Origin of the sequence: Streptosporangium saharense, from assembly GCF_014203715.1 — a bacterium.
Lineage (GTDB): Bacteria > Actinomycetota > Actinomycetes > Streptosporangiales > Streptosporangiaceae > Streptosporangium > Streptosporangium saharense.
This window is the reverse complement of record NZ_JACHJP010000002.1, coordinates 1331423-1356225: the sequence shown is the minus strand read 5'-3', so window position 1 is coordinate 1356225 and position 24803 is coordinate 1331423. Positions and strand designations below refer to the sequence as shown.

19 protein-coding genes are annotated in these 24803 nt (G+C 73.4%); 1 reads left to right on the top strand and 18 read right to left on the bottom strand.

Features of this window, described 5'->3' with window-relative positions:
• Positions 1-23: 23 nt before the first annotated feature.
• The 18 genes from FHS44_RS41750 to FHS44_RS14905 all read right to left on the bottom strand — a co-directional run bounded on the left by FHS44_RS41750 (position 24) and on the right by FHS44_RS14905 (position 24107).
• On the bottom strand, positions 24-1700 hold the full coding sequence (locus FHS44_RS41750) for a TRAFAC clade GTPase domain-containing protein (RefSeq protein ID WP_184714750.1): 1677 nt from the start codon (positions 1698-1700) through the stop codon (positions 24-26).
• 3 nt (positions 1701-1703) lie between these two features.
• Positions 1704-3911, bottom strand: a complete 2208-nt coding sequence (locus FHS44_RS14985) for a GAP1-N2 domain-containing protein (protein ID WP_184714748.1) — start codon at positions 3909-3911, stop codon at positions 1704-1706.
• A 4-nt stretch (positions 3912-3915) separates the two neighbouring features.
• Complete coding sequence (locus tag FHS44_RS14980; protein ID WP_312863662.1) at positions 3916-5088, bottom strand: hypothetical protein; 1173 nt, start codon at positions 5086-5088, stop codon at positions 3916-3918.
• 126 nt (positions 5089-5214) lie between these two features.
• Positions 5215-7767 (bottom strand): hypothetical protein, encoded by a 2553-nt coding sequence (locus tag FHS44_RS14975; protein WP_184714744.1) that lies wholly within the window; start codon positions 7765-7767, stop codon positions 5215-5217.
• Positions 7768-7776: 9 nt separating this feature from the next.
• Positions 7777-9360: an Hsp70 family protein gene (locus FHS44_RS14970; protein ID WP_184714742.1), complete on the bottom strand. Its 1584-nt coding sequence runs from the start codon at positions 9358-9360 to the stop codon at positions 7777-7779.
• On the bottom strand, positions 9357-11336 hold the full coding sequence (locus tag FHS44_RS14965) for an SPFH domain-containing protein (protein ID WP_184714740.1): 1980 nt from the start codon (positions 11334-11336) through the stop codon (positions 9357-9359). Before FHS44_RS14965 ends, FHS44_RS14970 begins: the two co-directional genes overlap by 4 nt.
• Positions 11336-13093 carry a trypsin-like peptidase domain-containing protein gene (locus tag FHS44_RS14960; protein ID WP_221460697.1) on the bottom strand — a complete coding sequence of 586 codons (1758 nt, stop codon included), beginning with the start codon at positions 13091-13093 and terminating at the stop codon, positions 11336-11338. The genes FHS44_RS14965 and FHS44_RS14960 overlap by 1 nt, the downstream gene beginning before the upstream one ends.
• 3 nt (positions 13094-13096) lie before the next feature.
• On the bottom strand, positions 13097-13441 hold the full coding sequence (locus FHS44_RS14955) for a CU044_2847 family protein (RefSeq protein WP_184714736.1): 345 nt from the start codon (positions 13439-13441) through the stop codon (positions 13097-13099).
• Between the two features lie 187 nt (positions 13442-13628).
• A complete protein-coding gene (locus FHS44_RS14950; RefSeq protein ID WP_184714734.1) occupies positions 13629-14816 on the bottom strand; it encodes an MFS transporter in 1188 nt (395 codons plus the stop codon).
• Positions 14816-15802, bottom strand: a complete 987-nt coding sequence (locus tag FHS44_RS14945; protein ID WP_184714732.1) for an ABC transporter substrate-binding protein — start codon at positions 15800-15802, stop codon at positions 14816-14818. The genes FHS44_RS14950 and FHS44_RS14945 overlap by 1 nt, the downstream gene beginning before the upstream one ends.
• Positions 15799-16578 (bottom strand): ABC transporter ATP-binding protein, encoded by a 780-nt coding sequence (locus FHS44_RS14940; protein WP_184714730.1) that lies wholly within the window; start codon positions 16576-16578, stop codon positions 15799-15801. Before FHS44_RS14940 ends, FHS44_RS14945 begins: the two co-directional genes overlap by 4 nt.
• Positions 16578-17615: a FecCD family ABC transporter permease gene (locus tag FHS44_RS14935; protein WP_246435421.1), complete on the bottom strand. Its 1038-nt coding sequence runs from the start codon at positions 17613-17615 to the stop codon at positions 16578-16580. The genes FHS44_RS14940 and FHS44_RS14935 overlap by 1 nt, the downstream gene beginning before the upstream one ends.
• A 12-nt stretch (positions 17616-17627) precedes the next feature.
• A complete protein-coding gene (locus tag FHS44_RS14930) occupies positions 17628-18962 on the bottom strand; it encodes a SagD/YcaO family ATP-dependent cyclodehydratase (RefSeq protein ID WP_184714728.1) in 1335 nt (444 codons plus the stop codon).
• Position 18963: 1 nt separating this feature from the next.
• On the bottom strand, positions 18964-20304 hold the full coding sequence (locus FHS44_RS14925; RefSeq protein ID WP_184714726.1) for a YcaO-like family protein: 1341 nt from the start codon (positions 20302-20304) through the stop codon (positions 18964-18966).
• Complete coding sequence (locus FHS44_RS14920) at positions 20301-22106, bottom strand: CocE/NonD family hydrolase (RefSeq protein WP_184714724.1); 1806 nt, start codon at positions 22104-22106, stop codon at positions 20301-20303. Before FHS44_RS14920 ends, FHS44_RS14925 begins: the two co-directional genes overlap by 4 nt.
• Positions 22103-22858: a bacteriocin biosynthesis cyclodehydratase domain-containing protein gene (locus FHS44_RS14915; protein ID WP_184714722.1), complete on the bottom strand. Its 756-nt coding sequence runs from the start codon at positions 22856-22858 to the stop codon at positions 22103-22105. Before FHS44_RS14915 ends, FHS44_RS14920 begins: the two co-directional genes overlap by 4 nt.
• A gap of 86 nt (positions 22859-22944) precedes the next feature.
• Complete coding sequence (locus FHS44_RS14910; RefSeq protein ID WP_184714720.1) at positions 22945-23136, bottom strand: streptamidine-related RiPP repeat protein; 192 nt, start codon at positions 23134-23136, stop codon at positions 22945-22947.
• Between the two features lie 407 nt (positions 23137-23543).
• Positions 23544-24107 (bottom strand): TIGR03086 family metal-binding protein, encoded by a 564-nt coding sequence (locus FHS44_RS14905; protein WP_184714718.1) that lies wholly within the window; start codon positions 24105-24107, stop codon positions 23544-23546.
• A 163-nt stretch (positions 24108-24270) separates the two neighbouring features.
• Here FHS44_RS14905 and FHS44_RS14900 point away from each other — a divergent pair, with 163 nt between their 5' ends.
• The gene (locus FHS44_RS14900; RefSeq protein WP_184714716.1) at positions 24271-24723 is read left to right on the top strand and encodes a hypothetical protein; all 453 of its coding nucleotides are present in this window, start codon (positions 24271-24273) and stop codon (positions 24721-24723) included.
• Positions 24724-24803: the final 80 nt, after the last annotated feature.

Here is a 24803-nt window from a genome sequence, read left to right as displayed (position 1 = left end):
GGTTTTCTGCCCGGCGACGAGGGTCACCTGACCACGAGGGCCAAGATCGCGATGACGACCACGGCGCCGGGCAGCAGGACCGAGACGGCGAGGACGGCCCAGCGGGTGACGGCGTAGCCGACCGGCACGAGACCCTCCCGGCGCGGCGACGCCCGCCACGGCCTGCGGGAGTCGGCGGTGACCGGCCGCCCCTCAGGCAGCTCGTCCGGTACGGCAAGCGGCAGCTCGACCAGCCACGCGACGAGCCGGGCGACGGCGACGGGGTCGGCGGGAAGGCGTGACGCCAGATAGCGGGTCTCGCCGGTCCTGGCGGCCAGCTCCCTGACCATGTTTCCCAGACCCATCTCGCCGAGCCAGCGCGACACCTCGCCGCATCCCCGGCCGACCCCCGTCCGCTCCAGCAGGTCGGCTTTGCTGACGACGACCGCGACCCGCCGCAGCCCGCTTCCCCCGGGACGGGAGGCCAGCTCGGCGCGCACCCGCTGGAAGGTGTCGGCCGGGTCCTCCATGGAGAAGGAGACCCCGGCCGAGGAGAGCGCGTCGCGTTCGGCGGTGGTCAGGCCGCCCCGCACGAGCGGCAGCGCGAACGGGTCCACGACCAGGACCATCCGTTCGCCGTGCGTCAGATAGCCCAGCGCCTCGACCGTGGTCGCCCCGGTGTGGTGCTCACCCGAGGGGTCGAACAGGTGCAGGATCCGGTCACCCCCGCGAAACCCGGAGACGTCCAGCGTCATGGCCGTCGGCAGGGGAGTGGGCGTCTTGGACACCCCGCCCTGCCGCATCTCGTCCCGGCTGCGGGTGAAGGCGAGTTCGTCCTGCCTGGTCACGAAGCTCGCCCGCCCGCCGTTCGCCTCCACCGCCGCGTGCAGCGCGGCGACCACCAGCGTCATGAACGTCGTCTTGCCCGCGTCGGGGCCGCCGACGAACGGCAGCGGCTCGGCCCTGACCCGCCCGGTTCTCGGGGACAGCGCCCTGCCGCACCCGGGGCAGTGGCCGGTCAGCCGGTGCCTGCCGAGGAGGATCGTCGTGGGGAGCCGGGCGCCGCACGCGCACACGTGCCGGAAGGCGCCGTCCCCGTTGGGGCGCAGCCGCCGGTGACGCGCCCCGCAGGACGGGCAGGCGTACTCGGGGAGCGTCAGCCGTTCGTAGCAGTCGGCGTTCTGACAGACCTGGAGGACGCGGTTGGCGACGGTGAAGGCCAGGTCCAGACCGCGCAGCACCAGGACGCAGGGCAGCCACACCAGCAAAGTCACGGTCGCGACCAGCGTGTATGCCGCGAGCGGCACGGCCAGCGCCAGCGTGAGCAGGACCACGGCCAGCACGACGCCCGTCTCGACGCCGAACCAGACCGGGAACAGGAAGTACACCTGCGGCCGCTCCCCCCACCGCTGCCCGACCCAGTCCCGGATGGCCCTGACCCTGTCGACGACGACCGGGCGGGTCGCACTGTCCAGCACCGCCCAGTCACGCCAGATCTGCCGCAGCGCGTAGATCCGGTAGGCCGGTTCTCCGCCTCCTCTACCGGGCCGGGGAACGTCGGACGGGCCGTCGGCCGTACGGGGGAGCAGCACCCGGCAGGACTGGAGGAGATGGTGCCCGACGGCGGTGAGCACCGTGACGGCCAGCGCGGGTGCGGCGCCGACGAGGACGGGCAGCATGACGACCGCGACCACGACCGCGAACACGACATCGAGGGACACGGCTCACTCCCGCTTCCACGGCGGCCGGGGACGCACGCGCTCCCAGAGGGCGGCTCGCGGACGCACCAGCTCCTCGTAACCCCGCAGGAGCTCGGGATCGCGGGCGAATCTGGACCGCATGGAGCCCAGGGGCGACTCGCGGGCCCACGCGTCGAGCCGTTCCGAGGCGGCCCCGTTCATCCGCAGCCTGATCGCGACCTCCAGGAGCCTCGCCTGTTCCTCCCGCGACCTGACGCGCCTCAGCCACAGGTCGACCAGCCACGCGGCGGCGCGCCGGGACGCGGTCATGACGACCTTCGCCAGGAACTCCGGCCCCCGGGCGTCCAGGACTCCCAGCACCGCCTTCGCCACGGCCCCGCGCAGGTCGGGAGTGACCGTCTCCCCGGCGTCGAGGAGCCTTTCGAGCGGGCCCGCCAGGTCGCGGGGCCGGGGCGCGTCGGTGATCTCCGCGACGGCGACGACCAGTTCGGCGCTCCTCACGGGCATCCGCGCCGTCACCAGCCTCGCCAGCGCCGTCGTCTCCTTCTTCGGCCCCTCGGCGCGGAACGCGCGGCCCGGCAGCTCCGTCAGGACCGGGGAGACCCCGACCGACGCGCCCAGCCGTTCGGCGAGCGCCCCGCACTCGGCGGCCGTCGGCGGCCCGGCCCAGATCTCCCGCAGCACCGTGTCACGCCCCGGCTCCGGCGCCAGCCGTACCAGACGGTCCGTCGCGTCGATCCGGCCCAGCGCGTCGCGCCGTACCAGGGAGTGGACGACGGCGGCGCCGGTGCGCGGGGCGCGCGCCAGGTCGGCGGGCGCGAGCAGGTCGCAGACCTCGTCGGTCAGCAGGCGTGCCCTGACCCGCGCCGACGCCGTCTCCAACCCGGCCAGCACGCCCGCGACGAGCCTGCCACGCAGGTCGTACGGCATCCGCCCCACGGCACGCGGGAAGTCGGCCGCCCCGGCGCGGACGAGCGCGGCGGCCCCGCGCTCAAGATCATGCCCGGGTACGGCCAGCCCGGCCTCGGTGATCAGCCGGGTCACGTCGGCGAGGCCGGTCAGGTTCGCCGCCTCGCCCAGCGCGGCCCGCACCCGGGGTTCGAGCGCCTGCCGGGCCGCCGCGCGCAGCCGTACGGCGGGCAGCGGCAGCTCGGGGTTCCGCAGGGCCAGCGCCACGCACCGGGCGGCATACCGGTCGGCGGTTTCCGGTGGGCCGGTCGCGCTCGCGGCGGCGGCCAGCTCGTACTCCATCCGGTCGGCCGCTCCCTCCAGGGCCCGCCACACCCGGGCGGGAAGACCGGCGCCGAGCAGGCGTGCCACGTCGAGCTGCTCGGCGCGGGTGACGGTGGGGTCGCCGTCGCAGAGGGCCACGAGCGCCGCGGCGGCCTCGGGGTCTGTCCGGCCCAGCTCGGCCATGCCGTCCAGGGCGGCCATGTCCATCCGCCGCCAGCAGTCCACGACCGTGCGGGCCAGGCGGCCCGTCCCGGAGCCGGTGACCGGTCCGGTGAGATCGACGACCTCGGCGTCCAGGTCCGAGGGGAGCCAGACGTCCGGCGTGGTCCCCACGATGGTCTGCGAGGCCGTCGCCGGGTCGGCGCTGTAGGTGGTGAACGACAGGCCGAGGGCTACGGTCCACGGCAGCGAGTAGGAGATCACGGTGATCCAGCGGACGATCTCCTCGACGTCCCCGGCCACCAGGACCAGCCGTCCGTGTCCCCCGGTCAGGGACCGTACCGTCGTCTCCAGCAGGAAGCCGAGCCGGGCGTAACCGCCGTCCCCCTGGAGCGCGAGCCACTCACCCAGGGACTCGGGATCGGTCGCGGCGCCGGGGACGATCTCCGTCAGACCGGGCAGGGCCGCGTCCGGGGAGTCCTTCCAGAAGGGGGCCTCCCACAGCTCGACCGGTCTCAGGCCGGTCAGCTCGTCGGGGGAGACCACCAGGGCGTGGCCGAGGAAGTTGCCGTACCGCCCCGAGTAGTCCCGGCCCAGATAGACGCAGCGGGTCAGCACCCGGTGGGAGCCGAGGAGGTCGTAGGTCAGGGCGACAGGGAAACATGATATTTCCTGATTTGTCGGGGCGAGTGGGGCGTTGGGCGGTGGCCGGTAGGCCAGCAGGGGAGCGACGCGCGAGCGCACGCCCGGGGGCAGCCCCGGCGTCTCCGCGACGAACTGGAACCCCGCCCGGCCCGTCGGACCCGCCGCCACCGAGGTGTAGTGCAGCTGCCAGGCCACCGTCTCACCGCCCCGCGCGCAGCATGCCGAACCTGTGCAGCAGCCACAGCAACGGATCCTCGACCCGGTGGGGACGCACGCCGCCCGGCCCGACCCGTCCGGCCCGGACGTCGGGCTCCCCACCCAGCGCCGAGAGGCCGAACAGCGCGTGGTCGGCGTAGTGCTGGCCCAGATAGCGGTCGATCGCGCCCGCCTGCCACCGGTCGAGCAGCGCCCGCACCTGCTCGTGCACCGCCTCCCTGTCGTCGAGGTCGAGACGGCCCGTGCGGGGACGGGCCCGGTGCAGGGCCGACTGACGGCCCAGTTCGGGCCGCAACGCGTCGATCTTGCTGAGCGCCACCGCGATCGGGATCCGCAGCCGCCGCGAGCGGTGCCGCTCGCGCAGCAGCTCGGTGACCCTGGCGATCACGTCGAGCGGGTCGTCGTCCGGGTGGTCCGTGGCGCCGCGCACCGAGGGGCCCGCGCCCGGCAGCCCGAGCGGATCGAGGAGGAGGACGACGCCGTCCGCCGCGCCGACGTAGGACAGGTACAGCTCGCTGCGGTCACGGCTGCGCAGGTCCTCGCCCGCCGTGTCGAACAGGACCAGCGCCAGCGAACGCGTCCACCGCCACCTGATCCTGAACTCCCGCCCGAGCACGCGGAACGGCCGGTCGAACGACCACAGCGTCCTGGACAGCAGGTAGACCAGCGGCCCACCGGGTTCGGTCTCCGCGGAACGGGTCGCGTCGAGCAGCCGGTTCTCCCGGTAGAGCGGGTTGGCGAAGTCCCTCCCGTAGCGCTTGATGGTCCGCTCGTCGCAGCCCATCAGGGTGGTCTCCAGCTCCTCGCCGACCTGGTTGGCCAGCTCGTGCAGCAGGACCGTGATGTAGGTGCTCTTCCCCGACCCCTTGGCCCCCACCAGGGCGACGATGCGTCCCGGCCTCCGGCAGTACTCGGCGGGCAGCGCGTTGTGGCACCGGGGGCAGACCCGGCGCGCGGTCGGACGGTGACAGCGGGGACAGTCGGCCCTGGGGCCGGGCCGGAGCACCCGCCTGGGCACCGCGAACGCGGGCGGCAGCGAGACTCCCGCCGACCCGAGATAACGGGCCAGGACCTCGTCGGGCTCGGGATCACACCCTCCCCTGCGCCCCGAGGCCCCCACACACCGGAACTCGACCTGACCGGGCCGCAGCCTCACGAAACAGTGCGGACAGGTGATCACGTCTCCCTCACCTCAACCCGACGGCCGGGACGCGGTTTCGCGGAGGTGGTCACGGCCCGCCTCGTTTCGGTGGGGACACGGCTTTGCGCAGGTGATCACGGTTCATCCCACCCTCAGGCGCCGCACGGGCGGATCGACGAGTTCGGCCTCGGGGTCGGCGAAGCAGCGCAGCCAGTACGGCCCCGCCACGCCGGGGGCCGGGATCTCCAGCGTGGCCGGGACCGCCAGGTCGTTCCACTCGGCGAGGACGACGCCGTCGCCGGCGGACATCGGCTGGAGGCGGCCCCGCCGCAGCACCAGCGACAGGCGTGCCAGCCGTACGGGACGCGCGCAGGTGAGGGTGAGCAGCAGGTGGCGCCGCCACGGTGGGCCCTGGCGCGCCAGGTCGTAGCGGACCGGCGTCCTGGCGGGCAGCCGTACGGCGCTCGCCTGGCCGAAGACGTGTCCGCCGCCCAGGAACAGGGCCGGGGCGACCTCGACGGTCAGGTCCTCGGTCTCGGGGACGGTCAGCCGGACGCCGCCCCGGCCATGGTAGAGCGCGGAGGAGAGGATCCGCTCCCGGCCGTTCCAGCGGACCACGGCCTCGCTCACCTCGGGGGGCCAGACGAACCCCACGTGGACCTCCTCGCCCCGGCGCTCTGCGGTGAGACCGGTGACGGGCGGCAGGTTCACGTGTTCGCGGTGGCCGCCGACCGTGGCGAGGTCCCCCGAGACCGTCACCGCGAGCAGGACGGCGCTGACCCCCTCTGGCCGGACCGTCAGGCCGTCCCGGTGCGGCGACGACGGCACCGTACGGCCCGCCGCGCGCACGTCGGCCACCGGGACCGTCGTGCCCACCGGCCACGGCGGCTCACCCGGCAGGGCGACGATCTCCAGCGCGCCGGTCGCGGGCGGCGCGCAGCGGACGAGGAACGCCCCCGGCTCTGCGGGGTCGGGGTCGAGGTCGAACGCGCGGACCGTCTCCGGGCGGCCCCTCGGCGTGACGGCCCTGCGCACGCCCGGGGTGACCGCCTCGCCCTCCGGCGCCGGGTAGACGGCGGCGACCACGTAGGTGTGTTCGACGCCGTTGACCACCCCGGCGTCGAGGAACCCGGTGGGGGTGGCCTCGACCGGTGTCCCGTCCCTGGACACGACGACACGCGACGCCTCGGGGGGAGGCGTCCACCCGCCGGACACGACGCCGTCGCCCGCGGTGACCCGGACGTCGGCGGGCTCGGGCCGCAGGACGAGCGGTCCGGCGCGGGAGGGTACGGCGGCGCCCTCACCACGGCGGGCCACCACCTCGTAGCGGAGGACGACGTTGACGGCGGGCTTCTCGTCGAGGAAGGGGGACCCGGCGACGACGGCCAGTGGCACGCCGTTCCTGCGCACCTCGTAGCCGATCTCCCCGACCTTCGACGCGGAGGGCTCCCACCCGACCAGGACGTCCTTCTCGCGGACCTCGGCCGTGACGGGTCCCGCCGGGTGCGGGGCGAGCCGGGCCTGGAGCTGCCCGGCCTCCGGCAGGTCGGGCACGCTCCTGAGCGCGTCCTGGAGCATCAGCCAGGCCCGGTCGGGGTCCGTGCCCTCCCGCACTGCCTCGTTCCGCAGCCGCACTGCCGTGTCCAGCCTGGTCTGGGCCTCGGCCACCAGGTCGCCGACCTCGCCGGAGAGCGCGGCCCCGCCCAGGGTCCGGGCCAGGGCTACCGCGCCCACGACGTCGCCGCCGTCGATCAGCTCCTTGAGGCGGGCCGCCGTGTCGCCGGGCGGGCCGCCGTACCGGCTCTCGTGCCTGACCGCGAAGACCAGCCCGCGCGCCTCGTCGAGGGCCAGGCCGAGATGACTGACGGCGTGCCGTACGAGGGTGGCGTCGTCGGCGTGCTCGCGGGCCCGCTCGCGCACCCTGGCCACGAGGTCGTGACGCGCCAGCTCGGCAGGGTCGGTGGCGGCGGCCAGCGCGGTCAGCACGGTCTCCGCCCTGGTCGTCAGCGCCCCCCTCGGCTCGGTCGCCCACCTCGCCCGCACCCCCTCAAGGGCGTCCTGGTCGAGTGGCCTGCCGTCCGGCATGGCGAAGCCGCCGAGCACCCGCATCTCCCGGCAGGCGTCGCTGAACACGAACCGCGCCAGGTGCCGCTCGCCCAGCGTGTCGAGGGCCGCGCGGACCTCGCCGTACCCCGCGTACGGCACGGCCTCGGGCAACCGGCCGGGCTCGCGCGGCTCGATCTCCAGCTCGGCGCAGAGCAGGAGGGTCTCCTCGGTCCCGAGCCCGGTGTCCTCCGCGATGCGCTCGACGACGTCGGGGAGCACCAGGCGCAGCCGTCCCGCCGCGGCCCGCAGACGTTCCCCGGCGTCCGCGCGCCGCCTGGCCGCGTGCCCGGCCGTCTCCGCCAGGGCCGTGTGCAACGGGCCGAGATCCCCCCGCCCCGCAGCGGAGAAGATCTCCCGGTATCTCCCCTGGTCGTCGGCCTCAAGCCGGTTGACGAGCCGTTTGAACTTCAGCTGTCCCCTGGCCAGCCGCCAGCTCTGCCGTACTCTCCGGACCGTCTCGGTGACCTCGGCGGCGCTCATCGTCTCGTCGACCCGGTAGCGCACGCGCGGATCGTCGGGGAGCGCGCCACCGGGCAGGCGGGCGGGTTCGAGGACCTCCTCGACGTAACGGTCGTGGTCGAAGGGCATCGGGGCCGCCTAGCCGATCCGTACCCGGGACAGCTCGGTGCGGGACGCCCTGACCTCCTCCTCGGACATGCCTCCTATCTGGACCCGCAGGTCGAGATGCTCGCCGGTCTCCCGTTCCCTGGCGGTCACGTGCAGCAGGCCGGAGGAGTCGAGGTCGAAGGTGACCTCGATGGGCCAGCCCTTCGGCTTGCCGCGCGGGATCGGCAGCTGTCCTCCGGCGATCCTGGTGTTGTCGTCGAGGCGCGACGACTCGGCGCTTCCCGCCTGCTCCACGATCTCGACGTCGACCACGGTCTGGTCGGGCACGACGGTGTAGAACTCCTCGGTCACGGACGCGGGGAGGGGGTCGTTGGCGTGCACGAGGTGGAGCACGCTCCGTGCCTCGCCGGGTTCTCCGCTGATGACGATGCCGAAGGCGCGGGAGGCGACCGTGCCGATCGTCCTGTCCGCCATCCGCTCCCGCTGGGCCGTCGTCAGCCCGGCCCGCTCGGCGACCGCCTCGGCCCCGGCGTGGTCGCCGGAGCGCAGCAGGCGCCGGTAGGTCTCCTCGAAGGCGTACAGCGCGGCCCCCTTGGCCACCGCCAGGTCGGGATCCTGGATGAGGACCGGGACCCCGAACGCCCGCCGCAGCGCCTCGGCGACCGCGGGCATCTTCGTCGAGCCGCCGACCAGGACGAACTGGTCGTAGTCGCGCACCCCCTTCGCCGCGGCCGTCCGCATCGTCCGCCTGGTGATCTCGACGGTGCGGTCGAGCAGGTCCTTGGTCAGCTCCTCAAGCGTCTCGCGGGTGAACTCGACCCTGGCGACCCTGCCCTCGTGCGCGACCCGCACGACGTGCCGGTTCCTCGACGAGAGGGTCCTCTTCAGGGCCTCGGCGTCCACCCGGAGCTGCTGCTCGGCCTGCTGGTCCTCCAGTGGGCTGTCGACGTCGGGGTGCTCAAGCGTGAACTCCTCGACGAGGTGCTCCATCAGCCGCTCGTCCCAGTCGGCTCCGCCGAGCTCGTCGTGACCGTCGGTGCAGACCACCTCGATGTTCCCGCCCCTGAGCGTGATGACCGTGGTGTCGAAGGTGCCGCCGCCCAGGTCGTAGACGAGGACCGTGCGGTCCTGCCCCGGGGTGAGCAGGCCGTAGGTGATGGCCGCGGCGACGGGCTCGGAGACGACGTCCACGACGGTGAGCCCGGCGATCTCGCCCGCCTTGCGGGTGGCGTCGCGCTCGGCGGCGCCGAAGCAGGCCGGGACGGTGATCACCACGTCGCGGACGGTCTCCCCGGTCGCCACGCGGGCGTCCTCGGCCAGCTTCCTGAGGATGAACGCCGAGATCTCCTCGGGGGTGTAGGTCCTGCCGTGCCTCCTGTAGAGGGTGCCGTGCGCCATCTCCCGCTTGATCAGGCTGACCGCGAGGCCGGGTTCGAGGACGGAGCCGTCCTTGGCGGCGGCGCCGACCACCACGTTGTCCGCCGACTCGAAGAACACCACGGACGGGACGGTGTCGGTGCCCTCAAGGCTGCGCAGCACCGTGGGCCTGCCGGTCTCGTCCACCCTGGCGATGCACGAGTAGGTGGTCCCGAGGTCGATCCCGTAGGCGGTCATCCGCCGCTCCCGCGCAGTTCGGCGACGACCGCGAGCGGCTCGGTGAGCAGCCGGTTCGGTCTGCGGATGAGGTGGCTGAGCTGCCGGTGCCCCAGGCGGAGCACGGCGTGCTCCCCGTTGGCGGAGGTGAGCAGGACCGGCCCGACGAGGAGCACGGCCAGCGGCGTGCCCGCCAGGACCTCGGCCAGCTCCGCCGCGAGGCCCGAGCCGGGGGACTCCCGGTCCGTGGCGCGGCGCAGCTCGTCCTCAAGCTCCTCGGAGGTCGCGGCCCTGCCCGCGTCCGCCGCCCTGATCGTGACCGTCTGGAGCCACGGGCCGGTGACGGGCTCCGACTCCCCGGCGACGGTCCAGCCGCAGGACCGGAGGAACCGGTCGAGGGCGTCCCTGACCTCGGCGTGGTCGTCCTCCCGGCCGAGACAGACGACGACGTCCTGCTCGGGGGACGGCCCGCCGCCCACGTCGGCCAGCAGCGCCGAGCGCTGGCCGGTCAGTGCCCGCTTCAGCGCGGTCTCGACGCGGCCTCCCGACGCTCCCCGGGGGATCTCCTGCCGCCGTGATGGGCCGCCGAGGGCGGTGTTGATCATTTCCTGGGCGACCTGGAGCGGCATGTACTGCAGGATCCCCTCGGCGTTGCCGCCGACGTAGGTCGGCACGTCCACCTCCTTGAGGTGGGACATGAACCGTTCCATGGCGACGCGGTCGGCGCCCAGCAGCCGGACGTGCTCCTCAAGGATGACGGCGTCCAGCCTGCGGCGTTCCCGCTCGGTCCTGAGCTGCTTGCGCTTGATCTCCTCCTCGATGTCCGCGTTCTCGTTGATGTGCTGGAGTTCCTGGTTCCGCGTACGCGCCGCGACGATCTCCATGCGCAGTTCGTGGATGGTCGTCTTCTCGGGCTCGAAGTCGCCGAGGGAGGTCTCGCCCGCCTTGACCTGCCAGCCTTCCAGCGCTTCGCACACCTGCCCGGCGAGTTCGAGCCGGATCGCCTCGGGACTGTCGAGGAAGTCGAGGATCTGGCGGCCCGCCGCCGCGCGCTGGAAGTAGCTCTCCACTGTCGGCGCCAGGACCCGATCGATGAACCGCCGCACCGGGGGGTCGTCCTGGGCGGTCTTCTGCTCGCCGACCCGGCTGACCAGCACGGGGGCGGCCTTGGCCGGGATCTGGATGGTCTGGCTCATGTCGAAGCGCACCCAGTGGCCCTCGACGTTGATCCGGATCTGGTCCAGCGAGGAGTCCAGGTTGCTCGGCCGCTTCTTGTCCGACCTCTTCCATTCGAGGACGAGGACCCGGGTGGGGATCTGCACGACCCTGGCGAACCAGGGGTTGATGCGGTAGTCGCCGCCGCCGAGGGTCTCCTCCTGCACCCCCCGCTGCCCGCCGCCGTCCAGGAAGACCGTGGGGAGCTGGAAGCTCGCGTGCCCCGGCACCCGGCGGCCGAGCGTCCCCTCCTCCTCTCCGGCGGGCTCGCCCTCGCGGACCACCACGACCCCGGCGGTGCCCTCCGGGATGGTGATCTCCTTCAGGTCGTCGTCGGTGAGGCCGTGCCTCGCCTCCACGGGGGTGTTCACGGTGATCACCTCGAACAGCTCCGTGTTGATGGCGTAGGAGGCGCCGCCGCGCAGGACCCCGGGCTGTCTGCCCCGCGTCCCACCGCCGCGCAGGAACGCCACGCCGTCCTGGAAGTCGCGGCACTCGACGTGCGGGGCGAGGTTCCTGACGGGCGAGGGCGGGGCGCCGTCCTTGGCCACGACGACGCCGATCGTCCCGAGTGGCACCTCGGTCCGCCTGACCACCGTGACCTCGTACAGGGCATTCGGCAGCACGTGGATGCGGTCCGACTGCAGGACCGCGGCCTGGACGCCAGGGGAGGTCTCCTGGACGCGGATCTCACGGCCCTCGTCCTCCGGGTGGATCCGGCCGAACCTGCGCCGGACGATGCCGATCTCTCCCTTGGAGAGCTTGACGACGAGCCCGGCCACTATCGCCGCCCTCCCCTCGTCCCCATCCGTGGGTTCTTCCTCAGCCGTAGGTGAACCGCCATCGCCGTCTGCCTCCACTGGTCGTGCCAGCCTCGGTGGTGTTCGAGCTGCGGGTTGCGCAGCGTGGGAAAGAAACCCGTGGGAAGCGGCCCCGCGGGCACGAACTCCCCGTATCTCGGGGTCGCCTGACGGTCCCTGCGCCAGCCGAGGGCGTCGGCCAGCGCGAAGAAGTCACCGGCGTGCCCGGCCGGAGTGCCCGGGGGAGGGCCGTCGTAGCAGGCCAGTTGCGTCCCGAACCCCTGCGTCCCGTCCAGGGCGCGCGCCCAGACCGCGTCCACCTCCTCCAGCAGGCCGTACGGCAGAAGCTCCCCGTCGAGCCTGCGCATCCAGCCGGTCCCGAGCCGTCCCGCCGTGTCGAGCAGGAGGGTCGTCGTCCAGAGGTCGGCGTGTTCGAGGGCGCGGTCGTCCAGGAGGGAGGTGAGCTTCCTGATCGGGGCCGTCCCGGTGGCGGGCGTGCTCCGGATCGGCGGTCGCGGTAGTGGCCGCGGTGCCTGCGGCGGCTCGCGCAGATATTCCTCGTCGGGTAGCGCGCCGTCGCGGGCGTCGAAGTGCCGGGTGGAACCGAGGATGGAGAGGGGCTCCCCGCGCAGGAGGACGGGGATGATCCTGCGGTTGTGCCGCTGGCCCTCCAGGACCTCCCCGATCACCCGGCCTGACCTCTCCGCCTCGGGCGAGACGAGCACGATGACGCCCAGGGCCCGGGAGATGCCGTCGTGCGAAACGGGCACGCCGTGGAGGCGCAGGTGCTCGCCGAGCCGCCCGGCGTAGGCGGCGTCCTCCTCGCAGTGGGAGAGGAAGAAGGCGCTCGCGGGGGGAGCGCTCCGGGTGGTCCCGAGCCACTCCGCCAGCCCGGTCCGGACGCCGGGGCCGGTCAGCCGGGTGGACAGGGCGGTGACGATCCTGGTGAGCCGGTCGTCAAGCGGAAGCTCCACGCGGAGCTCCTCGGCGACGAACCTGACGGCGTCCCAGGGGGAGTGGAGGTCCCTCGGGCGGGGCGTGCCGGGAAAGACGCCCGCGACCAGCTCCGCGAGCCCGGTTTCCGGTACGGCGGCGCCGACGATCGCCCGCAGGCGGATGCGCGCCTCCCTGGGCAGCCACGGCAGGTCGAGAAGGTCGTCGAAGTCCTCCCAGTGACGGCGGATCGTCTCGACGGGAATCATGCGGCCGGTACGGCGGCTCGCCTCGGGTGAGGCGTCCGAGACCAGCCCGAGGACCTCGCCGCTGTTTTCCTCGTATACGCCGGAACCGCTGAATCCCTTACGGGGAAACTCCGCGTGCCCGGTCGTGGCCTCGATGCTCAGCCATTCACCGATGCCGTGCGAGGAGGTCACCCGTAATCCGAGAGCGGAACCGAAAGGACCCGCGTCCTTAGGAAAGCCGTGGGCGTTCAACTCGGCAGTGATGTCCGGCCTGAGGGAGAACCTGGCCGGGGAGAGATCAACTTTGTCGGGAAGTTCGAGAACGGCGATGTCTCCGGGATCTCCCGGGGATCGCCAGGGGCCGAGGTGTGAGACGTCAACGGGGATGTTCTGGAGGTCTCCCCGGCCCGCCTGCACGAAGCTGACGGTGAGATCCGAGCAGCCGTGCACGACGTGCGCGCAGGTCAGCAGATGTCTTGCGTCCACGAGGACGCCCGCTCCCGTGACCGGGGAGCGCTCTCCTTTCCCGGTGATCCGGGCCCGCCACGTGGTGAGCACGGCTCATCCGCTGTGCTCGGTGTTCCGCGGCCCCGACCACTTGATCCTGACGGTGAGGTTCCCCTCGACGGACGCCTTGGCGATGACGGCCCCCGCCTCCGTGCCCAGCTTCACGCCGAACTCGACCTCGACCTCGTCCGGGCCGGTCGTGCCCTCGCGGAAGGTCCGCAGCGCCGCCTCCGCCGCGCCCCTGACGTGCTTGAGAGCGTCCTCGAACCGTTGTTTCGCGTCGTAGATGACCCGGTCGCCGGTCGTGGAGACCGGAACCCAGTCCGTGACGTAGTCCTCGTCCGTTTCGACGACCACCGCTCCGCCGTCGATCTCCCACCGTACGAGCTGTTTGGCCATATGTCCTCGTCCGTATCCGTCAATGGATGACCGCCCCCGAGGAATACCGGTCTTATTATCAAAATATAACAAGATCAATATTTCCGTAAAGGGGAATACGGACCGCTCGACCCGATACTGATTTTTCCTGCTATGGCCTGAAATCTGCACTTTATGGGAGCAACCGGGAATTCCTCCGGCTGAGAATTCAGTCCCGGGACGCGGAGGGGGTCAGCCGGGCCAGGGCACGCGCCGGAGGCAGCAGCAGCGACAGCAGTACGGCCGCCGCCGTCGCCAGCAGAGCCGTCCTGGGAGAGGTCAGCTCGGCCAGGAGCCCGGCGAGGGCGGCTCCCGCGGGCTGCCCACCCCAGGCGATCATCCTGGCGGTGGTGTTGACCCGGCCCTGGAGGTGGTCGGGGGTCCGCTCCTGCCGTTCGATGATGCCGTTCAGACTGACCAGGCTGTTGGCCGCCTGCCAGACGGCCAGCACCACCAGCCCCGCGACCAGGTGCTCGGTGAGGGCCCACACCACCAGCAGGATCCCCACGGCCGTCAGCGAGGTGAGGGAGATCGCGGGCGTGCTGAACCGCAGCCGCAGCCGGGGCACGGCCAGCCCGGCCGCCATGGCGCCGACCGCCGTCGCGGCGAACAGCAGGCCGATCGCCGGATCGGCGGACCCGAGGCCGAGCCGCTCGACCGCCACGACGACCAGCAGCCCCATCACGGCCCCCTCGGCGAGGCTGTTGCCGACCCCGAGGAAGGTCAGCGGCCCGACCACCGGGTGGGCGCGGATGTAGCGGACACCGTCGAGGATCTCGGCCCGCAGGTCACGGCGGGGCCGGGGCTCCGGCTTGGCCAGCGGCAGCCGGGCCAGCAGCAGCGCGGCGGCCACGTAGCTCAGCGCGTCGATCCCCATCGCCGGGGCCGCGCCGGTCGCGGCCACCAGCACCCCCGCCAGGGCCGGGCCGACGAGTGAGACCAGGGTGCTCCAGGTCATCAGGACGCCGGTCGCCCTGGCCACCCCCTCCCGCCCGACCAGCGCGGGCAGCGCGCCGAACGCTGCGGCGTCGAAGAACACGAAGGACGAGGAGGTCGCCGCCGCCACGACGAACAGGTGCGGCGTGGTGAGCAGCCCGAGCGCGGCGGCCAGCGGGACGCTCGCCACGAGCAGCGCGCTGAGCAGGCTGGTGAGGGTCAGCACGCGGCGGCGGTCCCACCGGTCGGCGAGCGCCCCCGCGGGCAGGCCCAGCAGCAGGTAGGGGACCGCCTCCATGGCGGTGAGCAGGCCCGTCAGGGCGGCGTCGCCGGTGCGCTGGTAGAGCAGCACCGGTAACGCGACGAGGGTGATCGACGACCCGGCCCACGAGGTGATCCGGGCGGCGAGGTAACGGCGCATCAGAACACGTCCGGGTGCAGGGCGCGGGCGATCGTCTGGACGCCGTCGACCGCGCGCAGCCCCGAGTAGTCGGCGGCGGGCGTGGCGACCAGACGGCCGTTCCTGACCGCCTTCGTCTGGCCCAGGTGTTCACGCAGCCACTTCTCGGCCGAGGCGCGGTCGGCCTCGTCGGTGTAGTGGTAGACGATCGTCTCCGGGTCGGCCTTGGCGACGGCCTCGACGGAGACGACGTCGAAGTTCTTGCCCGTCGGGACCTGCCCGTCGAGCACGTTGGCGCCGCCCGCGACGCGCAGGATGTCGGAGTAGAGGCCGCCCGCCAGGCCGTACAGCTGCCTGTCGAAGACCTGCACCATGGCGGTGCGCACCGGGGCGCGTCCGTCGAGGCGGCGGCGCAGGCCGTCGAGGGCCCTGGTGACGTCGCGTTTGGCGCCAGCCGCCTGGCCGGGCACACCGAGCAGCCCGCCGAGGGCGTCGAGGTCGCGTCCGACGTCGGCGAGGGTCGCCGAGCCGGTGGTTCCCGGGCAGAACGCGGCGTCCACGTAGACGGGCACGCCCAGCTCGGCCAGTTCGGCGATGGTGGGCAGCTTCTTGCCGTCGAAGTTGTACTCCCCGTCGGCCAGGATGAAGTCGGGACGGGCGGCCAGCAGCGTCTCCCTCGACACCTCGCCCCCGGACAGGACCTTGACCCCGGCGTAGTCGGCGGCGTAGGCGGGCTTCGGCGGCGACTGGTCGGCCCACACCTGGCCCGCGAGCCGGTCCTTGACCCCCAGGGCGAGCAGCAGCTCGGTGTTGGACGGGAAGAACGACACGATCCGCTTCGGCAGGCTGTCCACCTGAACGCTCCGCCCGCAGTTGACGACCTGGGCGGGGAAGGCGCCCTCACCGCCCGGGGCGGCGGGGGCGGCGGCCGTGGTGGGACCGGCGCCGCAGCCCGCCGTCAGGGCGAGGAGGGTCAGGGCGCACAGGGCCGCTCGTGGCGTTCTCATCGGGGGTCTCCAGTTTCTTCGAAGGTGTCCTTCAGCGGCGCGAAGGTGAGGTTCGGCCGCCCGGTGAGCGGGTTGACGCCCACGTGGGCGCGGACCCCGAACACCTCGGCGAGCAGGGCCGGGGTCAGCACGTCGCCGGGGGATCCGTGGGCGACGATCCGGCCCGCCTCAAGCACGTAGAGCCGGTCGCAGTAGGCGGCGGCGAGGTTCAGCTCGTGCAACGCCGCCAGCGTCGTCACGCCCAGGGAGCGGACCAGGCCGAGCAGCTCGAACTGCGCGTTGACGTCGAGATGGTTGGTCGGCTCGTCGAGCACCAGCAGGGCGCCCCGCTGGGCCACGGCGCGGGCCAGCAGCGCCCGCTGCCGCTCGCCTCCGGACAGCGTCGAGTACAGGCGCTCGGCCATCCCGGTCATCCCGACCCGTTCGAGGGCCGCGGCGACGATCTCCCGGTCGGCCGAGGGGGAGGTCCGGTGCGGGGTGCGGCCGGTGGCCACGAGCTCGGCGACGGTGAAGTCGAAGCCGTCCCCGCCGTGCTGGGCCACGACGGAGATCCGCCCCGCCGACTCGCGGGCCGTCAGGCTCCGCCACACGTCGTCCCCGCCGACCAGCACCACCCCGTCGTCCGGACGCAGCGCCCGGTACAGCGCGCGCAGCAGCGTGGACTTGCCGCTGCCGTTCGGGCCGATGAGCCCGACGAACTCGCCGGGCTCGACCCGCAGCCCGACCCCCGCGACCCCGCCGAGCGGCAGGTCCAGGTCCGTGATCTCCACCCGCATCAGGACACCGGCCCTTCCCGGCGCAGCAGCCACAGGAAGAACGGCGCGCCGATCGCGGCGGTCAGGATGCCGAGCGGAAGTTCGAGCGGCGGCGACAGGGTGCGGGCGGCCAGGTCGGCGAGGACCAGGAACAGGCCGCCGCCCAGCGCGATCAGCGGCAGGGCACGGCGGTGGTCGGGACCGGCGAGCAGCCGTACGGCGTGCGGCACGATCAGCCCGACGAACGCGATGCCCCCGGCGACCGAGATGACGGCAGCCGTCAGCAGCGCCGACACGGCGAGCAGCGTCAGCCGGAACCGGTGTACGGCGACGCCGAGCATGGCGGCCGTCTCGTCGCCGAGCAGCATCGCGTTGAGCCGCTTGCCCTGGAACGTCAGCCACGCCGTACAGGCCACGACCACCGCGCACGGCACGGCCAGGTCGTCCCAGCCCGCGCCAGAGACCGAGCCGAGCAGCCAGAACAGGATGCCGGAGAGCTGCCCCGGCTGGGCGCGGAGCTGGAGGTAGCCGGTCGCCCCCTGCAGCAGGTAGGACAGGGCGACCCCGGCCAGGATCAGCCGGGTAGGCGCCAGGGTGCCGCGCCTGCTGCCGAGCAGCAGCACCAGGGCGAGCGTGGCGCACGCCCCCACGAAGGCCGCCCCCGGCACGCCGAGTCCCACGATGCCGCCCAGGGTGATGACGGCGACCGCGGCCAGCGACGCCCCGGAGGCGACCCCCAGGACGTAGGGGTCGGCCAGCGGGTTGCGCACCACCGCCTGCAGCACGGCCCCGGCGACGGCGAGCCCGGCCCCGGCGACGAGGGCCAGGACGGTCCTCGGGGCCCGGGAGTTCCAGATGATCTCGTCGTCGATGCCGCTGACGTCCACGGGACGCCGCCCGGTCGTCAGGTGGGCGACGACCGTGTGCCACACGTCCGCGGCGGGCAGGTCGACGGCGCCGAGGCTGACGGCGGCCACCATCGCGAGCGGGACCGCGACCAGCAGCAACGCCACCGCCAGCGGGTAGCGCCGCCCGGAGATGAGACGGGAGGAGGTCAAGGAGGACTCTCTTCAGTGGGGGAGAGGCAGGGGGCGGCGGGGGCGGCGGCCCAGGGTCTCCGCCAGCCGGGTGCCGCCGAGGAACGGCAGTCCGGCCGCGGTGTTGGAGTAGGTGCCGGGCACCACGACCCGCACCACGCGCAGGCCCGCCCCCCGCACGTCCGGGGTGGTCACCTCGGCGACCAGCGCCTGACGGCCCAGCCGTACGGCCAGCTCACGGGCGTCCTTCGGCGGTGGCACCGCGCGGGCGGGCACGTGCTCGGTCAGCGCCTCGGCGAGTTCCTCCTCGAACTCCTCCTGGACGGCGGGGTCGAGGAACAACTGCAGGTGGCAGCCGTAGTCCACGACGTCGGCCAGGTCGGACCGGTAGGACGAGCCGTAGGCCCGGTCGGCCCGCCACGGCTTCAGGGGACTGCGCGGGTCGGCGGCCACCTGACAGTACGGCCCGGCGGGGTCGTCGAGCCCGGCGACGAAGAGCTGCAACTGCAACGCCTCGCCGTAGGCCTTGACCATCGCCTCCTGGGCGTCGCGCCGTACCCCCATGCCGAGGGTGAGGTGGCCGGTCTCCCGGTCGCGGACCAGCGCGCCGGTCACGTGCAGGCCGGTCGCGGTGGGGAAGCCGAGGAAGCGCACGTGCAGCCGCCGCAGCGGCCCGGGGACGAAGGCGGCCAGCCAGGACGGCGGGGTCAGGGCGCGCAGCCCGGCCCGCCCGTGCCAGGCCAGCGTCATGGCGTCGCGCTCGGCGATCTCACCCAGGGCGCCCCAGACGGCGTACTCGCGGGTCGGCCCGGCCGCCAGCCCGGCCTGGATGACCGGGTTGACGCGGGGCGTCGGCGGGGCGACGTCGGCGGAGAAGTACGACACCCACACCAGCCCGGCCGGGACGAGCGTCCCCCGGCCGTCGAGCAGATCGACCGCCTCCGTCCACTCGACCGGCAGGTCACGGGTGAACGGCGCCAGCGGGAAACCGGGGACGGCGTGCTGGGCGGGGGAGTACAGCGCCAGGTCGGCGGGGTCGAGGGCGCGGGCGCCCTGGGCGGTCAGGTCGGCGTGGGAGGCCAGGACAAGGCGGGGAGGGACGAGGTTGCCGCAGTAGCGCTCAGCGGCCTCGCCGAGCGCCGCGCCCCTGGCGGCCTCCGGGTCGGCGAAGGCGTATCCGGCGCCCGCCGAGTCCGAGGGCCACGGGCCGAACCTCGTGGTGTCCGAGAGCACGGCGGTGACCAGCTCGAACGAGACGGGCAGCTGGGCGGGGGTCGCGGAGCGGACCAGGGCGCGGACGATCCCGGTGCGGGGGTCGAGCAGCGAGGAGTACGGCCCCGCTTCGGGGGAGGTGAGGATGGTCGTCATGTCATGCCAGGGGGAGAGGGTGGGGGAACAGGTCGTCCTCGTCCAGGACGTGGGAGGTGAGGCCGAGGGCCTTCGGCACCTCGTACAGGCGCCTTCCGCCGCGCAGCGGGAAGGCCGGTGGGGCGTTTCCCACCAGGCCGGGCACCAGGACCCGCACCACGCACAGCCCCGCCTCGGCCACGTCGGGGGTGGTCAGGTCCACGCTGTAGGCGGTGAGCCCGGCCCCGGCAAGGCGGTCGAGGTAGCTCCCCGGGTCGGCCGAGGGCAGGTCGTCCAGGGCCGGACCGGGGGCCGCGCGCAGCCGCTCCAGGGGCTCACCCCGCATGCGCGGGTCGAGATAGAGCTGCGCGATGGCGGGCAGGTCGGTCAGGTCCCGGTAGTCGGGGCGGAAGGCGTCCCGGTAGGAACGGTCGGCCCGGTAGGGCCGGAACACGTGCTCTTCGAGCACCCCGGCGGCCACGGCCTGCCACACCGCGCCCGCGGGGTCGGCGAGCTGGAGCGTCAGGGAGTACAGGCCGAAGGCCTCGACCAGCGCCTTGGCCGCGGCCTCACGGGGGGTGGACCGGCAGGCGCCGCCGAACGCCACGATCCCGCCGTCGAGATCCTCAAGGAAGGCCGCCATCACCGGCACCCCGAACGGCGACGGTACGGCCAGCAACCGGATCCGTGGTTCCTGTTCCCCACCGCCGAGGGCCGCGGTGACCGTCTCCGGGTCGGCCACGGCCTCGCAGGCCGCCCCGCTCGACCACCAGATCGTGGTGGCGTCCCGCTCGAACAGCTCCTCAAGGGCTGACCGCTCCGCGTGATCCCGGCTCCGCCCGGTCGCGATGCCCGAGTACGGCAGCGCGTGGGTCGGCGGCTCGGCGGCACGGGGACCGTGGAAGTAGTCGAGCCAGACCAGGGACGCGGGAACCAGCACCCGGGAGCCGTCACGCATGTCCCGCGCCGGAGTCCAGGCGACCGGCAGGTCCCGGGTGAACGGGACGAAGGGGAAACCGGGCTCGCGGTACTGGGCGGCCGAGTACAGCGGGACCGTCTCCGGGTCCAGGGCCGCCTCGGTCAGGTCACGCCAGGAGGAGACCGTGAGCCCGGCGGGGACGGCGTTGCCGCAGTAGCGTTCGACGGCCTCACCGAGCGCCGCGGCGCGGGCGTGCGAGGGGTCGCCGAGGGTCGCGCCGAACCCGTGCCGGTCGGCGGTCCAGGGGGCGAACCTCCGGGTGTCGGCGACGGCCGCGCCGTACCCGGTCCACCAGCGGGGCAGACCGGGACGGCGGGGCTGGGGTTCCAGCGCGGTCAGCACGCCGGTACGGGAGTCGACCAGCAGGTCCTCCGGGCTGTTCACGGGCTCTCCATGCCTTCCTGGTCTCCCGGATTTTTCGGGTTTTGCAGGGGTATTGGGGCTTTCCTGCCTGGCAGGGATGTCGGGTCTTCCTGGCCCGCCGAGCCTCTCTGGGGCTTTTCGGCTCCCGGGGCCGCCAGGGCATCCGGAGTCTCCGGGACCTCCAGGACCAGGCGGGCGGTGCGGACCCGTTGGCGGACGGGGGCGGTCGCGGTGGTCGTGTAGCGGTCGGCCCCGGTGCCGAGGGAGCGGGCCAGGCGGGGGAAGTCGCTGCCGGTGATCTCCAGCCGGAGCCGGGACCCCACGGGCAGGCTCGCCCAGACCGGGCTGAGCGCCAGGCGCCCCGACCCCGCGGCCCTGCCCCTGGCCAGCTCGAACACCCGGCCGTCCGCGGTGTGCTCCGCGAGCCGTACGATCCAGTCGGCGCCGGGGGCCGAGGCGGTGACGTCAAGGTGGACGGCGGCCGAGGTGAACGACAGCGGGGCGGTCAGCGGCGGCGTGCTGAACCGCAGGACGTCGGGCCGCCCGTCGAGGAAGCGCCGGTCGGTGCCGGGAGCCAGGGACGGGCACGGGTCGGCCGGGTCGTACACGAAAACCCCACAGGGCCCGTCCCCGGGAACCTCGTCGAGCCTCCCGCCGAACAGCTCATTCGCGGGAAACGCTTTGAGTCCTGCGAAGGGAGAACCGCCCCCGGGGACCTCGTCGGGTGTGGTCCCTCCGAAGCCAGGCCCGTCCCCGGGCACCTCTTCAAGCTTGCCGAACAGGCCGGTCACGGTCCCCTCGTCGGGCCGCCCTTCCGGGTGGGCGTGCAGCACGTGTTCGCGGGTCGTGGTCGGCCAGGGGCTCCAGGCGGTTCCGCCGACGGGAAGGACCAGGTCGGGACCGGGATCCTCGCCCGCCAGGCAGGCGCGGATCCAGGTGACCTGTGCCGCGCCCAGGTCGAGCAGGGCCTGGGGGCCGTGCTCCCGGTCGATGTGCCGGGTCCGCCCGGTGAAGGCCAGGTCGTGGCCCCACGGTCCCATGATCAGCCGCTGCGGCGGGCGCGGGGTGCGGGCGGCGCCGACCGTCCGCCAGTGCAGGAGGGTCTCGTCGGCCAGCAGGTCGTACCAGCCGCCGACGTGCAGCCCCGCCGTGGGCAGCGCGGCCAGCTCCTCCTCGGTGATCTCCTCGGCTGGGCGGTGGCCGGGACCCCGCAGGACGACCCCGGCCCAGCCCGGCAGGCGTGCCCCGAGCCGCTCGGGCAGATCGGTCACCGGCAGATGCGCCAGCGCGCCGCCGCCCTCCCCGCCGAGCAGGAGCGCGGCGAGGCCGTCTCTGCTGGTACGGCTGTCCGCCCGTTCGAGCCACCAGGCCGCGTGCTCGGCCAGCCGCAGCACGCCGTCCTCGAACTTGGTGCGGTGCAGCGCCATGGACGGGCCCATGCTCACCACCGCGGGCACCAGCTCGGGGCGTTCGACGGCCAGTGCCCAGGCGGTGTATCCGCCGTAGGAGCCGCCGTATCCGACCAGCCGTCCGTCGCTCCACTCCTGGGCGGCGATCCAGTCGGCCAGGGCGGCGCCGTCCCCGCGCTCGTTGCGGTAGCACTCCCAGACGCCGTCGGAGTCATAGCGGCCCCGCACGTCCTGGACGACGTAGCCGAAGCCGCGCCTGACCCACCCCGCCCCCTCCGCCAGGTGACGGCCCCGCCCGTACGGCGTGCGGGTGACGACCGTGGGGACGGGCCACAAGGACGGTTCCGGCAGGTGGACGTCGAGGGCGAGCGGGGTGCCGTCCCAGCCGGGAAGCCGCAGGTTGAACCGGTTCATCGGACCGGCAGCGGCAGCACCGGGTGCCGCTCGACCCGTCCCGAGGCGGGATCGACGACGAGCTGGAGCCCCGAGGTCGCGGGCAGGTCACCGGCCCACCAGGTCAGCAGGTCGTTGACCAGCAGGCCCGCGGCGACCGCGACCGCGCCGGGATTCGGCCACGGCACCGGCGGGAGCGGCACCGTACCGGCCACACCCTCGTCGAGGTAGGTCCACAGCCCGGCCAGCTCGTCGGGCAGCGCCGCCGCGGCGAGCCTGCGTCCCCGCAGGTCCCGGTAGGAGGCGGTACGGCCGGGCACGGTCATCGGGCCGACGACCAGCCTGCGGCCCTCGACGTGGCAGCGGTGCCTGACGGCCCCGTCGTCGTCGAGGCGCAGCCAGTGCCCGTCGGGGAGCCAGCCCGCGCACTCGACCACCGCGTCGGCCGTGGCCGGGTCGTCCACGGCGAGCGCGGTCCCCGTGCCGGCGAGCAGCCGTACGGTCTCGGCGGCCACCGGGCCTTCCCCGCGCACGCACACCCGCAGCGGCTCGCCGCCGCCGGGGGAGGGGTCGGTGAGCACGCCCCGCTCGCGCAGGGCGGTGACCAGCGGTTCGAGGTCGGGGGCGTTCCCGCCGAGGTAGGCCTGCTCACGCATGCGTTCGAGCAGGTCGGCCCGGCCGGTCAGGCGGGTGAACCGCTCGTTCTCGTCGCACGAGCGCCACGTCCCGTCCGGGCCGACGTACAGGTGGTGGCCGGGGGCGATCGACTCCATGGGCTGTTCTTCTCCGCGACTCGCAAAGGGGGAAGGATGGGATGGGCGGACGGCCCGCACTGGGAGCGGGCCGTCCGTTTCTGGAACTAGGAGTTCCAGGCGAAGGGGGTGTGGACGAGGGCGTTGGTGCCCGGCCCCTGGAGAGCGGGCAGCGCCGTGGCGGGAGCCAGCTCCTCGAAGCCGAACGGGGTGTGGACGAGGGCGTTGGTGCCCGGCCCCTGCAGGGCGGGCAGCGCCGCCGCGGAGGTCAGCTCCTCGAAGCCGAGATCCTTGTTCATGGTGCTCCTTTCGACAGTGAAAACGGTTGTCGTTTTCGGGGAGAACCATAGATCGCCGAATCCGGCTGGCGCAAGAGGGGTAAAAGCAGCTTTTTGCCTTACTTTCGGCTGGTCAATGGTGACCGTGAGTAGTCACCGTGGTGACGGAAAAGCTTCCTGGAAGGCTCGTGGGTGACGCTTCCCGTCGGGAAGGAATGCTTTCCGGTAAGCGGATTTTCCCGAATCGGGGAGCGGATTTCCTCCGGGCCAGAAAGGCGTTGTGGGCAGCCGATTCCCGGTCTGTTGCCGGGTCGTTTTCCAAGGTCGTGACGGGTGCCCCGGTGGTCCGGCTCTCATTCGTGACGGCGTGCGGACCGTCCCGAAGGCATCAGGAAAGGCGTCTTTCCCCGGTCACGGGAATAACGGGCTCAGGGTCGTACGGAACGGCCGGCGAAGGCGGCGAGCCGGTCGAGGGCGGGGGCGTCGTCGGCGACCGGCTGGGCCGGGGCGAACCGTCCGGGGCGGGCCTCGTCGGACAGCGCGTCCCCGACGAAGGCCAGCGCCTGCTCCACGAGGTCCTGCGGCATCTCGGCGGGCCTGCCGGTGGCCCGGGACAGGTCCCAGGCGTGGGTCAGCAGGTCGGCCAGGCGCCAGCGCAGCCGTACGGCACCGGTGGCCGCCCCCAGCGCGCCCTCATGGGTCCTTTCGAGGACGCCGGGCAGGGCGAAGGCCGCCCGCAGGGCCGTACCGGACTCGCGGTAGGCGCCGAGCGGGTCGCCGCCCAGCGGGTCGGCGGAGCGGTCGGGGGGCGCCTGGCCGGTCAGGAAGGCGGTCATCATCCGGTTGGTCACGACCAGGTGGGCGACCAGGTCGCGCACGGTCCACTCGGCGCACGGGGTCGGCGCGGACCACTGCCCGTCCTCGACCCCGGCGACCAGGGGATCGACGGCGGCCAGCGCGCGGGTGAGCTGTTCCACGGGTAGGTCGGTCAAAGGATCTCCTTCGTTCGGGCGACTGCATGATCACGATCTCAGGTGGGGGAACTTCCGTCACGGGTGACCGGCGCGGCGGATGGTCTTCGGCGGCCGTCGCCGCGAGCCTGGACCCGCTGTCCGGTGACTTCTGGAACGTTCCAGACAACGAGAGGAAGACGTCATGGTGAAACACCTGCTCGCCGTCGCGATCCTGGCCGTAACGGCGATGAGCCCGGCGACGGCCCGGGCGGGCGTCCCCGGGGACGGCGCGCCGGAGGCTCCCCAGCGGACGGTCTTCTACCAGAAGACCGGTGGCTTCGCCGGGATCCGTCAGACGCTCGTCGTCGACCGGTACGGCCTGGCCCGCGGCAGGTCGGGCACCACCTCCGTCACCTTCCGGCTCACCCCGGCCGAGTTCCGCTTCCTGCTGCAGGGGCTGTCCTACGTCAGGACGTGGTCGTCGTCCCCGGTCGGCTGTGACGTTCCCGACCACTTCACCTACACCCTGGAGTACCAGGGCAGGCACGCCACCCGCTGTCACGACCTGCCCGCCGACTGGCGACCCGCGATCACCCGGCTCGACGAGGTGATCGCCCGGCACATCACCGCCCCGCCCACCGCCTCGGACGACTGAGACGGTTGTCGGGCCGTGCCTCGCCGTACGGGGAGGCACGGCCCGGGGGTATGGGGGAAATGTCACCAAGAAAAAGAGTT

Excerpts from the sequence above, each read along its gene's own strand:
- FHS44_RS14975 (WP_184714744.1), bottom strand. The coding sequence starts at position 7,767 with ATGCCCTTCGACCACGACCGTTACGTCGAGGAGGTCCTCGAACCCGCC.
- FHS44_RS14970 (WP_184714742.1), bottom strand. The coding sequence starts at position 9,360 with ATGACCGCCTACGGGATCGACCTCGGGACCACCTACTCGTGCATCGCC.
- FHS44_RS14955 (WP_184714736.1), bottom strand. The coding sequence starts at position 13,441 with ATGGCCAAACAGCTCGTACGGTGGGAGATCGACGGCGGAGCGGTGGTC.
- FHS44_RS14950 (WP_184714734.1), bottom strand. The coding sequence starts at position 14,816 with ATGCGCCGTTACCTCGCCGCCCGGATCACCTCGTGGGCCGGGTCGTCG.
- FHS44_RS14945 (WP_184714732.1), bottom strand. The coding sequence starts at position 15,802 with ATGAGAACGCCACGAGCGGCCCTGTGCGCCCTGACCCTCCTCGCCCTG.
- FHS44_RS14940 (WP_184714730.1), bottom strand. The coding sequence starts at position 16,578 with ATGCGGGTGGAGATCACGGACCTGGACCTGCCGCTCGGCGGGGTCGCG.
- FHS44_RS14930 (WP_184714728.1), bottom strand. The coding sequence starts at position 18,962 with ATGACGACCATCCTCACCTCCCCCGAAGCGGGGCCGTACTCCTCGCTG.
- FHS44_RS14920 (WP_184714724.1), bottom strand. The coding sequence starts at position 22,106 with ATGAACCGGTTCAACCTGCGGCTTCCCGGCTGGGACGGCACCCCGCTC.
- FHS44_RS14915 (WP_184714722.1), bottom strand. The coding sequence starts at position 22,858 with ATGGAGTCGATCGCCCCCGGCCACCACCTGTACGTCGGCCCGGACGGG.
- FHS44_RS14910 (WP_184714720.1), bottom strand. The coding sequence starts at position 23,136 with ATGAACAAGGATCTCGGCTTCGAGGAGCTGACCTCCGCGGCGGCGCTG.
- FHS44_RS14900 (WP_184714716.1), top strand. The coding sequence starts at position 24,271 with ATGGTGAAACACCTGCTCGCCGTCGCGATCCTGGCCGTAACGGCGATG.